This is a genomic window from Klebsiella sp. 141161 (assembly GCF_050600815.1).
Classification (GTDB): Bacteria; Pseudomonadota; Gammaproteobacteria; order Enterobacterales; family Enterobacteriaceae; genus Klebsiella; species Klebsiella aerogenes.
Genome location: NZ_JAQIRN010000001.1, coordinates 556,129 through 568,773, shown reverse-complemented (window position 1 = coordinate 568,773; position 12,645 = coordinate 556,129). Strand labels below are relative to the sequence as shown.

General features: G+C 51.9%; 8 protein-coding genes. 6 read left to right on the top strand and 2 right to left on the bottom strand.

Annotation, left to right across the window (positions count from 1 at the left end; genetic code table 11):
• The first annotated feature begins 58 nt into the window (after nucleotides 1-58).
• From PGR79_RS02705 to PGR79_RS02680, 6 genes are all read left to right on the top strand, one after another.
• Nucleotides 59-2,539 (top strand): sensor domain-containing phosphodiesterase, encoded by a 2,481-nt coding sequence (locus PGR79_RS02705; protein ID WP_113373652.1) that lies wholly within the window; start codon nucleotides 59-61, stop codon nucleotides 2,537-2,539.
• Between the two features lie 27 nt (nucleotides 2,540-2,566).
• A complete protein-coding gene (locus PGR79_RS02700; RefSeq protein ID WP_113373653.1) occupies nucleotides 2,567-5,149 on the top strand; it encodes an EAL domain-containing protein in 2,583 nt (860 codons plus the stop codon).
• Nucleotides 5,150-5,356: 207 nt separating this feature from the next.
• Nucleotides 5,357-6,259, top strand: a complete 903-nt coding sequence (gene rluB, locus PGR79_RS02695) for a 23S rRNA pseudouridine(2605) synthase RluB (protein ID WP_045393170.1) — start codon at nucleotides 5,357-5,359, stop codon at nucleotides 6,257-6,259.
• Nucleotides 6,260-6,436: 177 nt separating this feature from the next.
• Entirely contained in the window at nucleotides 6,437-7,798 is a 1,362-nt protein-coding gene (locus tag PGR79_RS02690) for an MFS transporter (RefSeq protein WP_087859370.1), read from the top strand.
• A gap of 18 nt (nucleotides 7,799-7,816) precedes the next feature.
• Nucleotides 7,817-10,168 carry a glycoside hydrolase family 3 C-terminal domain-containing protein gene (locus PGR79_RS02685; protein ID WP_113373654.1) on the top strand — a complete coding sequence of 784 codons (2,352 nt, stop codon included), beginning with the start codon at nucleotides 7,817-7,819 and terminating at the stop codon, nucleotides 10,166-10,168.
• Between the two features lie 21 nt (nucleotides 10,169-10,189).
• Nucleotides 10,190-11,164 carry an AraC family transcriptional regulator gene (locus PGR79_RS02680; RefSeq protein ID WP_113373655.1) on the top strand — a complete coding sequence of 325 codons (975 nt, stop codon included), beginning with the start codon at nucleotides 10,190-10,192 and terminating at the stop codon, nucleotides 11,162-11,164.
• Here PGR79_RS02680 and cobO read toward each other — a convergent pair.
• Together cobO and PGR79_RS02670 are read right to left on the bottom strand one after the other, a co-directional pair.
• Nucleotides 11,136-11,726, bottom strand: a complete 591-nt coding sequence (cobO, locus tag PGR79_RS02675) for a cob(I)yrinic acid a,c-diamide adenosyltransferase (RefSeq protein WP_015366219.1) — start codon at nucleotides 11,724-11,726, stop codon at nucleotides 11,136-11,138. The genes PGR79_RS02680 and cobO overlap by 29 nt on opposite strands.
• Nucleotides 11,723-12,484 carry a YciK family oxidoreductase gene (locus PGR79_RS02670; protein ID WP_087859373.1) on the bottom strand — a complete coding sequence of 254 codons (762 nt, stop codon included), beginning with the start codon at nucleotides 12,482-12,484 and terminating at the stop codon, nucleotides 11,723-11,725. The genes cobO and PGR79_RS02670 overlap by 4 nt, the downstream gene beginning before the upstream one ends.
• Between the last annotated feature and the right edge of the window lie 161 nt (nucleotides 12,485-12,645).

Genomic DNA, 12,645 nt, shown 5'->3' with positions numbered 1-12,645 from the left:
AGCCCTGGTGGTATTCAGTGATAATAATCTTATAATAGTGATTAAATACCGTTAATATATGCCAAAGCTGACCTCAAATACCTATCCCATCACCCTGGTAAAAAGCGTACTGGTTGTTTCGCTGCTGGCGTTAATGCTGATTGTTGTCAGCCTGACCAGCCTGTTTAACTATCAGTCGCGTCAGGTCAGTAGTGCCATTGATAAAAAAATTATTGGTTCTCAGTATACGTCTATTCAGCTTAAACTTGAGGATGCTGTCGATCGCCCACGACAAATAACGAATCTATTTTTACAATATATTCAGGGCGAAAGTAACAACATCGATAAGGATACTTTAGTTCCTGAAATGGTGTATTTGACGGCGAGCGCGTTTAAAACCATGCCCGCCTTCCAGAGCCTGTCGTGGTTTGCGGAAAATGGCTCCAGTATTGCTGTTATTCGCGATAATCATAGTAATCAAATTTATTTACAGCGAACCCAGCGCGATAATCATCACTCCCTGGTTAAATACAGCGGGTTAAGCCCGCAGACCAATATTGTCAACGTCAATAACGCGTTTAATGTTGCTGATTTACCGCAGTTTCGCCGCGCTCGCCAGCATACGCACGGATTCTGGCAACGCTCTCTCTTTACCGGCAGTTTGATCATGAGCTGGAACCAGCCAGTGTACGATAAACAAGGCCGCTTCGTCGGGGCGATCGCCAGCGGCGCCACACCTGCGGATATGACCGCTTATTTACAGAGTCTCCTGCCGGATAAAAGCTATGCTCTTCTACTTATCGATGACAACAATCGCATTGTCGCGCGTTCCGGCAACCAACATAAATGGCAGCAGGATCGCCAACTGATAGCAAAGCTTACCTCGGCGCAGCCGTCGCCGACGTCATTTTCCTTGCGTACTGAGGACGAGTCTTTGTTGGCGACCGCCTTTAGCGTGCAGGACCGCCAACATCTGCTGAACTGGAAGGCGGTACTTATCGCACCACAGCATGGGGAAATGGCGGAAATGAATAAACAGCGTCTACTTGTGACCTTCGCCACGACACTGTTTATTTTTATTCTGATGTTGATTCTGTTGATGATTATTTCTCATTTCACCGGCGCCTTAAAAGACGTTACAGATAAAGTGCATCTGGGGTTAATGCCGTGGAAGAAACCAACTAAACGAGTATTTCCGGAAATAGCCTCGTTGGATGCAGCATTGAGCAACCTATATGCAATTATTCCAGACACTTTCGAATCTAAACGCCGGAAACTGGAAGAAGATAGCGAAACCGGTTTTTTAACCCGTAGCGGTTTACTGCATTGTGAGTCGCTGTACCGTCATCGCAATATGCTGGCGATGGTATACGTTAACAACTACAACTCGGTTAAGAATGTGCTCGGTACGACTCAGGCCCGACAGTTTATTCACCAGTTTACTTTACGCATTCGCAAAATATTGCCTGAAGGGGCACTATGTTGTCGTGATCGAGAAGACTTGTTCATTATCGCTTTTGATGGCATGTATGCCGAAAAGGATGTCGACTGGTACAGCGCGCTACTTGCTTCTGTTTTTCGTATGTCTGCTTCTGATATGTCAGGCGAATCGCATATATTTACTGGCCATATTGGCATGTTGATTGAATCATTAACCCCAGAGAACATCGGCGAATGTCTGATGAATGTTAGTCTGGCTTTACAGCATGCCCAGATGCAGCGTAGCGGTACGAGTAAACTTTTCACGGCCGCCATGCGTGAAGAGGAAGTGAATAATCTGCGTCTGCATCAGGCGTTATGCGACGATCTCCATTCGGAAGGTTTCCATCTCGTTTTGCAGCCGATCGTTTCATTTGAATCGCAGCGGCCTTGTAAAGAAGGTGAATGCCTGATCCGCTGGCAATCAAATGTGTCGGGTTTCGTGCCGCCCGACAAATTTATCGCCCTTGCCGAGCACACCGGCATGATTGTGCCGTTAGGGAAATGGATAATTGAAACCGCCTGTCGTGAACTTGCCGCGTTTATCACGCGCGGCGCGCCGCGTGATTTTAAACTGCACGTCAATATCTCGGCAATTCAGCTTCAGCAACCTGATTTTGCTCAGCATCTGCTGGAGTCAATTCACGCTAATGATTTGATGAACCGCAATATTTGCCTCGAAATCACCGAAAGCGTTTTGCTACATGACACGTGGCGGATTGTCGAAATACTGGCTTATTTACGCCGCCTCGGCGTTTGCGTCGCGATTGACGATTTTGGTTCCGGTTATTCCAGCCTCTCGTATCTGCATTCACTGCCGTTTGACTGTCTGAAGATTGACCGCGGGTTTGTTAGCAATGTGCTAGACGATAAAAAAAGCGAAGCGGTTATTGCCTCGGTGTTAATGCTGGCGCGAAGTTTTTCCGTGCCGCTGGTGGCCGAAGGCGTTGAAACGCGCGAAATGGCGGAAAAACTGCAGGAGATGGGCTGTGATTTGGCCCAGGGATATCATTATTCCCGGCCGAAAACGTTTGATAGTTTTGACGTCGCCAATGGGTTTTTCGTTGTTGAACCGGAATGATGGCAAAGACGAGCGGCGATAATAACGATGCAAATATTAAAAAAACAGCTTTCGGTCAACAGTTACCCGTTCACCCTAACTCAGGCCATCATATTTACCTTAGCCACGACAATTCTCGTCGTGCTGCTGACGACATATGCTTTTCTCTACTACGAAGGTTATGCTTTTTTTGATGAGGTGAGTGAGGATATTCTGCGAGCGAAAAGAGTCAATATCGAGGAAGTCATCCACGATTATATTGATGTTCCCGCGCAATCGAACGCGATACTGGTTCATGCGATCGGACGTCAATCCAGTACTGCGATCCCGGTTCGCAGCCTGATCGGCGAAATGGTCAATACCACCAATAACGTCTTCAGCAACAAACATTATCTCAATCTGGTCGGATTTGGCGCGATCAATGGCGATTTTATTCAAGTGGCGCGCGGCCAGGCCGAGTCGAATGATTATCTTGCGGTAAAAGATGCGCAAACAGGTCACCATCTGACGGCGTATAGCCACCTGACGGTGAACTCATTGGTAAAATCGGTGCTAGCGGATTATCAAACAACGCAGCGCGAATGGTATGCGGCGGTTGCCAAAGACCAGAGCTCGCACTGGACAAAACCCTTTCGCGATTATGAATATGAAAATGAAATTGGCGTTGCGTTCAGCTCGCCGGCATTCAATCGCCAGGGACAGTTTGTTGGCGTCGTCGCCAGCGAGTTGCACCTCAACGAACTAAATAAAAGCCTGGAAAAATTTAAACCCCATCCGGAAAGTATTCTGCTGATTGTTAATGAAAAAAATGAGCTCATTTCTTCATCAGTGCCATCATTGACGCGAAATATGCTGGCTGGGGGAAAACACTCACGGTTGAATCTACAAACGCTTGAAAACACTCATTTACCGGTTGTTGTGGCAGCCAGTCACACCTTAAAAACGCATAACCGCACGGGATTGCAGTTTTTTAGCTCCGGCAAAGAAGAATATTATGTTGATGCTTTCCCAATCACCGACCGTGATGACATACTGCACTGGACGGGGATTGTGATTAGCCCAGCGAGAATGATTACCCGTACCATCGTTAAATATATAGCTATCACCATGAGCATGCTGTTTGTGATTTTTACACTTGGTCTGCTGGTGGTTTTCTGTGGCCTGGCGAAGGTGGTAAAACCGCTGCGGGATATTGTCCGTAAAGCGGATCAGCTTGCGACGCACCGCTGGACGCCGCCAGATAATAAGCGTCATTTCCCGGAAATAGCCTCTCTGGAAACCACATTTATGGCGCTATCGCATAAGCTGGCGGAAAGTTTCGACGCCCAACGGCGCGAAATAGAAGAGGATAGAACCACCGGATTATTCTCGCGGACGGGGTTACTGCGTCAGACATCGCTATATCAAGGTAGAAACCTGCTCGCGCTGCTGCATATCAGTAATATGAACGCTATTATCAATTCCTTAAGTACGGAGTATGGTGAAAAATTCATTAGCGATTATATTCTTCGCCTGCGTAATTTACTGCCGACGAATACGCTGATCGCCCGCGATACAGTAGATAAGCTTATCGTGGTTTTTCCAGGACAAACTCAGCCAAAAGAGCATCAGCGCTACAGAGAACTGCTCTCCTCACTATTTATCGACGTCAATAATGAAGCGTCTCCTACGGCAAGCAAATACGTTTATACCGGCAATATTGGCCTGGTGACGGCTGAGATCCACGCAGAGAATATTGAACAAACGTTGCGTGAGGCATGGATTGCATTACGCCATGCGCAGAAACAGGGAAACGGCGTCGCGACGTTTTTCAGCGGCGAGATGCATGAGGCTGAGCTTTATAATATCCAACTCCATGAGCATCTTCATGATGCGATCCAGCAACATGAATTTCATCTGATGCTACAGCCAATTGTGGATTTGCAGGATCAAAGCGCTTTTCAGGAAGGAGAATGTTTGCTTCGCTGGCGCTCCGAAACGGTAGGCGAAATTCCTCCCGAGCGTTTCATCCCACTGGCGGAAGAGAGTGGGCTGATAATCCCGCTGGGGCGCTGGGTTATTGAAGAGGCCTGTCGGGAACTGTCCGCTATGATTCTCCGCGGGGCGCCGGCGAACTTTATTCTGCATATCAACGTATCGGCGATTCAACTCCTGCAACAGGATTTTGCCTGGCATTTAATGGATGTTATCTATCGTAATGGGCTGGTCACGGGCAATATTTGTCTTGAGATAACCGAACGGCTATTGATGAACGATGCTACCCGAATGAGCAGAATGATTGCTTATTTACGTCGCCATGGTATTGCCGTCGCGCTGGATGATTTTGGCGTCAATTTATCCAGCCTCTCTTATTTACATACGCTGCCATTTGATAGCATCAAAATTGATCGCCGTTTGATCTGTCAATTCGCCGATGATGACAAAGCGGAATCGGTGATTGCATCGCTGATTGTGCTGGCACAGGGTTTTAAGGTGCCCGTCGTTGCTGAGGGTATTGAAGATGAGGAGATAAAAGAGCAGTTACGCGACCTCGGTTGCCAGAAAGCGCAAGGATACCTGTTTAGTCATCCGGCGCCATTTGCCCACTTTCCCCTCAAGGCAAGTTCATTGACGGCGAGCGATAATCCATAGACAGAGAAATGTATCGCAGTGAAGCATTCATTTTGAAGTTAGTGTAGTATGTTCGCCCACGCAGGCGCGCGCGCTGTTTAACAGTGCTGACGAACGGCGCCTTAAAATGTGTAAAGTATTTATATAACAACAGGTTGGTGGTTTTAATGGCCTGTTGTCGCCAAAGCATATCAGACGCCTGGGAAGGCGACACCTAAAGGAAGCTCTATGAGCGAGAAATTACAGAAAGTGCTGGCTCGTGCTGGCCATGGCTCCCGCCGTGAAATTGAAACTATCATCGAAGCTGGCCGCGTCAGCGTGGATGGTAAGGTCGCAACCCTCGGCGATCGCGTAGAAATCGTGCCTGGTTTGAAAATTCGTATCGACGGTCATCTTATTTCGGTAAAAGAATCTGCCGAGCAGATTTGCCGCGTATTGGCCTATTACAAGCCAGAAGGCGAACTCTGCACCCGTAACGATCCGGAAGGGCGCCCGACGGTATTTGACCGTCTGCCGAAACTGCGCGGCGCGCGCTGGATTGCGGTGGGTCGCCTTGATGTGAACACCTGCGGCCTGCTGCTGTTTACCACCGATGGTGAACTGGCGAACCGTTTGATGCACCCGAGCCGCGAAGTCGAGCGTGAATACGCCGTTCGCGTTTTCGGCCAGGTTGATGAAGACAAGCTGCGCCAACTGGCGCGTGGCGTACAGTTAGAAGATGGCCCTGCAGCGTTTAAAACGATTAAGTTCACCGGCGGTGAAGGGATCAACCAATGGTATAACGTCACCTTGACCGAAGGGCGCAACCGCGAAGTGCGTCGCCTGTGGGAAGCCGTCGGCGTTCAGGTCAGCCGTCTTATTCGCGTACGCTACGGCGATATTCTGCTGCCGAAAGGCCTGCCGCGCGGCGGCTGGACGGAACTGGATCTGGCGCAAACCAACTATCTGCGTGAACTGGTGGAGCTGCCGGCGGAAACCGAAAGCAAAGTGGCGGTGGAGAAAGATCGCCGTCGCATGAAAGCGAATCAGATTCGCCGTGCCGTCAAGCGTCATAGCCAGACCAGCGGCAATCCTCGCCAGGGTAATAACGGCAACCGCCGTTCCAGCACTCGCAACAAGACCAACGGCTAATGCTGTACGTTCCGGCGGTTCCCGCCGGAACGCTCCTCTTTTTCCCTTCGCTTGTGACATTTTTCACACTTTTGCATAAAGACAAGAAACAGGAATTACGCAGACAAATAACGCAAAGTGATGTTATTAGCGTCGCCATATACTGTCGGCACTGATTACAAAAACAGGTAGCCCGCAATGAGTACAACAACAAAGTTATCGGCAAGCTATGTGGTCATCGGCGTAAAAGAAAAGATAGGCTATGGCTTAGGTGATTTCGCCTCTAATTTATCGTTCGGTTTTGTCTCGTTATTCTTACTGTTTTTTTATACAAATATTTATGGCATCAGCGCGGTACAGGCGAGCCTGATCTTTGTGATCGCCCGGGTGATTGATGCAATATTTAATATTTTGATTGGTTTTGCAATTGATAAGACGCAGAGTAAATATGGCAAGCTGCGTCCCTGGCTATTATATGGTGCGATACCGTTAGGTTTTTTAACCGTGTTGTGTTTTGTGCCATTTGGCGGGGAAGCTAAATTTTATTTCGCGCTGGCTTCCTATACCATTTATTGCCTGGCCTATACGGCGGTTAACACGCCTTATTCAGCATTGACCAACCGCCTGACGCAGCATGAAGCCTCGCGCTCGTCGCTGTCCGTGTACCGCTTTGTGTTGGCGATTGTCGGGTATCTGATTGTTTCCACAACCGCCGACTGGCTGATTTCGCCCTTTAACGACAAACAGATGGGCTATGTCTTTGCCGTTTCCTGCTTTGCGCTGTTAGCGACTTTTATGTTTCTTGCCTGTTTTGCCATGACCAAAGAACGAGTTGGCGAAGAGGATGAAATGAATGCGCCGACGCTTCGTGAAATGTTCCGTGCGGTATTAGGCAATGCTCCACTAATTCATCTGTCATTATTTACCGTATTTTTCTATATCGCCTATACCGTCTGGATGGCGATCGCCATTTACTTTATTAAATACATTATCGGCAGCGAAGGGTTTACCGCAACTTTCTTCATGATTCAATCAGGTGCTTATATCGTTGGAACCATCATTTCCGAGAAAGTGATTGCGCTGATAGGAAAAAAGAAAATGGCGCTTCTGGCGTTGTTAATTGGCGTGCTGGGGGTGCTGATGCAATATTTCATCGCTGGTAATAACCTGTGGCTGATAATGAGCGGTGTATGTCTTTACAGCATCACATTAGGTATGGGCTTTGTCGCCATGTGGTCGATGATTGCCGACACTGTCGAATATGCTGAATGGCATCACGGCGTACGCTCTGAAGGCGCAATCTACGGTTTCTTTAACTTCATCACCAAAATTGCGATGGCGATTGGCGGCGGTTGCGCGGGCTGGATGCTGGATCTCTATCACTATGATGCGGGTAATGTGACCAGCGATGCGATTAATGGCATCAATATTCTGATGACGCTCTTCCCCGGCGCGATGTTCGCTATCAGCGCCATCTTCGTAGCCTGCTACTCGTTGGATGAAAATACCTATCGCGATATCGTGCAAAAAATCAGCCTGCGTAAGCAAAGCGCGCTTTAACCTCAAGGAGTCAGAGAGATGAATAACGATTTTAGTACCCTTATTGCCGCCATGTCGGTAGAGGAAAAAGTGGCGCTGCTGACCGGCAGTGGCCTGTGGCGTACGGCATCGTTGCCGCAGCATGGTATCCCCGATATCGTGATGACCGATGGTACGTACGGCGTGCGCTATAGCAGTGCGCAAATAGATGGCAATGAAAAGTGGAGCATGGATGACTTCATCTCGGTGATAACTCAAACCGCCGACCAGGCCAGCGCCGACGAACCTGTAGCGAAGGGCGGCAGCGAAGCGTTGTTCAGCGCCTCGCTGCCGGCCACCTGTTTTCCGAATGGCTCCAGTCTGGCCTGTAGCTGGGATGTTGAACTGGTGCAGGAAATGGGCGCAGCGCTGGGACGCGAGTGTCAGCAGATGGGAGTGGGTATTTTATTGGGGCCGGGAATTAACATTCGGCGCACCCCGCTGGCTGGACGCGGCTATGAATACTATTCTGAGGACCCGGTCGTTAGCGGGGATATCGCCGCGGCGCTGATTAACGGCTTACAGGCCGAAGGCGTCGGCGCCAGCCTTAAACATTTTGCCGCCAATAACTCCGAGTACCGGCGTACCGAAATGGATTCGATTATTGAGGAGCGGGCGCTGCGTGAAATCTATCTCGCCGGATTTCAACGAGCGATCGCCAAATCCCAGCCCTGGACGGTGATGTCTTCTTATAACCGTCTTAATGGCGTTCAAACATCGCAGGATCCGTTCTTACTGACCCAGGTATTGCGTGATGAATGGGGGTATGACGGTCTGGTGATGTCCGACTGGTACGGTATTAAAGATCGCCCGGCATCGCTGCTTGCCGGCAACGACCTGGCAATGCCGGAAACCCGCCGGGACAAACAAACCCTGCTGGCGGCAATCTCTTGCGGCGAGGTTCCAATGCCGGTGGTAGACCGGGCTTGTTTGCGGATGCTTGAACTGGTCGATAAAGTGCAACGACATCGCCGGCCGCAGACGCGCGCTGACTTCGCCGCACACCATGCGTTATCGCAGCGTTTAGCGGCAGAATCCATCGTATTGCTGAAAAATGAACACAACCTGCTGCCGCTGAAGCCACACAAAACGCCGCGCATCGCGGTGATCGGTAAGCCCGCTCAGGAGCCGGTGATACAGGGCTCAGGTTGCGCCACCACGGTTCCCTATTTACTTGACCGTCCGCTGGATGAGATTTTCGATCTTGCCGGGGATGACTTTAAGGTCTCGTGGGCGCCGGGCGCGCCAGACGACAATCAAAGCGATAAGCAGGCTCTGGCGCAGGCGCGCGATGTCGCCGCTGCCGCCGACGTAGCAGTGGTTTTTGTCAGCACGGCGGTCGGTGAGGATGGCGAGAATGGCGATCGCCAGGATCTGAATATTCTGCCCGCGCATGAACGGCTGATCCGCGAGGTCGCTGCGGTACAGCCAAACGTGGTGGTGGTGCTGGCCAACAGCGACGCGGTGGTGATGCCATGGCTTGGCGAATGCCGGGCGCTGCTGGAAACCTTCTTCGCCGGACAGGGGATGGGGCGCGCCGTGGCTGAAATTCTCTTCGGTAAGCGCAACCCCTGCGGTAAGCTAACCGTCACGGTGCCAAATACTCTCGAAGAGACGCCTGCCTGGCTACAGTATCCGGGGGAAAACCTGCGCCATCACTATGGCGAGGGCCTATTTGTCGGCTATCGCTATTACGATAAACGCCTTCTTTCGCCGCGTTTCCCGTTTGGCTTTGGCCTGAGCTATACCCAATTCAGCTATGCCAATCTTGCGCTTTCCGCATCGCGGCTTGCCGAAGGCGAAACCCTGCATGTCGCCTTTGATTTAACGAATATCGGCGATTGCGAGGGCAAGGAGATTGTACAGCTGTATGTTACGGCCCCGAAAGGGGAGCTGATCCGCGAGGTTCGCGCGCTGAAAGCCTTTAGCAAAGTGTCGTTGCTGGCAGGGGAAACGCGTCGAGTTGAGCTTGCGCTGCCCGTCGCTGATTTAGCCTGCTATCATCCGGGGCTGGCGGATTGGCTGGTGACGCCAGGGCAGTGGCAAATCTACGTGGGCGCCTCGTCACGCGATCTTCCATTAACGGCAAGCGTTGAGATTGATTGCCCTGCGCGCTACGTACCGCTGCGCGACGACAATTCTCTCCAACAGCTTATTCAACAGCCGGAAGCCTTTGCCCGCGTGGTGGCGCTGATTTCGGCGAAAAGCGGCGTAGCGCCAGACCAGGTACGTGAAAAGCTTATCCGCCTGGCGCCGGATCTGTTCTGTGGTTTGCTCATTGCATTGACTGAATTCCTGGCGCTGGATATCGACCGCGATGAACTCAATGCCGTGCTGGCGGATCATCAATAACAAAAGTTCAGGAGGTAACCCGTGTTCCCGTTTTCAGTGACGCATCCTCGTCAGGTAACGCAAAGCGGGCAGCCGGCGACCGGTAGCGGTTATGAGCTGATCGCCTTCGACGCTGAGAAACTCAACGTTTTTGCCGCTGAGGTGCGCTACTGCGAACCTCACTGGCACCCGGCGCCGGAGCTTATCACCGTCCTTCATGGCGGTTTTACGCTGGCCGTCGGCCAGCGGGAGTGGCTACTACGCGAGGGCGATATGTTGTATATCAACGCGGAGGAAGTGCATTCACTCAGCGCGGAGATGGCCGGTAGCCAGCTGGTTACCGTACAGTTTTCGCCGGGTCTGTTTGATGAAATGCATCCCTCTCCGCGGCTGGAATGGTGCACCGCCGGGCGTACTGCGCAGAACGCGGATTGGCAGGTGCGCCAGCGGCTCACGGCGCTGCTGCAACAGCTAGTCGATAACCGTACGCCATTCCAGCGTATCGCAGCGATATATTTGCTGCTTGATGCATTGGTGACGGCAGGCGAGCCGCAGGAGCGGGAGGAGAGTTCGCTACGCGAAGAGTCGATGATTAAAAAAGGCATCGATTATATTAATCTGCATTACGACCGGCCACTGACGTTAAGCGAAGTGGCCGAGCACAGCGGGATGAGCTATTCGTGGTTTTCCCGGCTGTTTAAGCGGGTGAGTCGTTACAACTTTAAAGAGTATCTGACTCTGGTACGGCTGAATAAGGCTCGTAATCTACTACGCGATACGCGTACGCCGATCACCGAAATCAGCCATAGCTGCGGTTTTCAGGAGCACAAATACCTGATAGCCGCCTTTAACAAATACTGCGGACTGACGCCGACCGAATATCGCAAACGCTTTGTTTCGCGGCAAAACGTCCTCGACCAGCAACTGGCGCTCGGCGAGGACTGTTTGTGTCTGCCGCTCAATAGCCAGCTCCTGGCCCGACTGGCGCTTAGTAATCAATCCCCATCTGCGCTTTAACCCCGGCGTCAAAGGCGTGTTTTACCGGGCGTAACTCGCTGACGGTGTCGGCTATCTCGATGATCTCGCGGTGGCAGCCGCGACCGGTAATCATCACCGTTTGATGCGCTGGACGGTTGCGCAGCGCCGTCAGCACCTCTTCCAGCGGCAGATAATCATAGGCCACCATGTAGGTCAGTTCATCCAGCAGCACCAGATCCAGGCTGTCGTCGGCCAGCATTCGGCGCCCGTGCTGCCAGACATCGAGGCAGGCGGCGGTATCGCTGTCGCGATTTTGCGTATCCCAGGTAAAGCCGGTGGCCATGACCTGAAACTCCACGCCGTGCGGCTCCAGCAAATTGCGCTCGCCGTTAGGCCAGGTACCTTTGATAAACTGCACCACGCCGGCTTTTTTGCCGTGTCCAACCGCGCGGGTGACGGTACCGAAGGCGGCAGTCGTTTTGCCTTTGCCGTTACCGGTAAAGACCATGATTAGCCCGCGTTCTTGCTGGGCGGCGGCGACCCGCGCATCGACTTTGTCTTTTACCCGCTGCTGGCGCTCGCGGTAGCGTTGATCGCTCATTGGGAGATCCCTGGTTTACGCCCCGGCTGGGCATCAAAGGTCATACCGGTTTTACGCCGGCTATCGTCGCCCATCAACCATAAATAGACCGGCATGATATCGGCGGGGGTTTTCAGCTTTTGCGGATCTTCGGTCGGGAAGGCGCTGGCGCGCATTTTGGTGCGAGTCCCGCCAGGATTGATACAATTTACCCGCAGATGACGGCTTTGGTACTCTTCGGCCAGAACCTGCATCATCCCTTCGGTGGCGAATTTAGAGGCCGCGTAGGCGCCCCAGTTGGCGCGGCCCTGGCGGCCAACGCTGGAAGAGGTAAACACCAGCGAGCCGGAATCGGACTTGAGTAATAAAGGAAGAAGCGCCTGGGTGAGCATAAACGTGCCGTTAACGTTTACCTGCATCACCTGCTGCCATACCTCAGGATCCTGCTGATCCATCGGACATACGTCGCCGAGCAGGCCCGCGTTGTGCAGTACGCCGTCAAGGCGCGGGTAGTGAATGGCGATTTTCTGCGCCAGCTGCTGGCACTCCTGCGGCGTGCATGTCAACAGGTCGAGAGTGAACCAGCGCGCGGCAATGCCGCCGGCCTGTTCAATTTCTTGCGCGACGGCGCGCAGCTTTTCTTCATTACGGCCGACCAGTACTACGCTTGCGCTGTAGCGCGCATAGGTGAGGGCGGCTTCGCGGCCGATGCCGTCGCTGGCGCCGGTGACCAGAATGATACGGTCTTTAAGTAGGTGATATTGCGGTTGATAATGCACGGCGACTCCTCTGCTGGCCTGCGTACGGCCACATCTTATTCGGTATCTTACTTTTGCGCTTTATGCCTTAAACGATTGATGATTGCAATCAGTCAAAGGGAAAGTCTTCGCAGAATTAATATCTTGCAACGATTTCATTGCGACAAAAAAAACGGGAATGC

What these genes read in the sequence shown, in the direction of transcription:
- PGR79_RS02700 (WP_113373653.1), top strand. Translation starts at nt 2,567, where the DNA reads ATGCAAATATTAAAAAAACAGCTTTCGGTCAACAGTTACCCGTTCACC.
- rluB (WP_045393170.1), top strand. Translation starts at nt 5,357, where the DNA reads ATGAGCGAGAAATTACAGAAAGTGCTGGCTCGTGCTGGCCATGGCTCC.
- PGR79_RS02685 (WP_113373654.1), top strand. Translation starts at nt 7,817, where the DNA reads ATGAATAACGATTTTAGTACCCTTATTGCCGCCATGTCGGTAGAGGAA.
- PGR79_RS02690 (WP_087859370.1), top strand. Translation starts at nt 6,437, where the DNA reads ATGAGTACAACAACAAAGTTATCGGCAAGCTATGTGGTCATCGGCGTA.
- cobO (WP_015366219.1), bottom strand. Translation starts at nt 11,726, where the DNA reads ATGAGCGATCAACGCTACCGCGAGCGCCAGCAGCGGGTAAAAGACAAA.
- PGR79_RS02705 (WP_113373652.1), top strand. Translation starts at nt 59, where the DNA reads ATGCCAAAGCTGACCTCAAATACCTATCCCATCACCCTGGTAAAAAGC.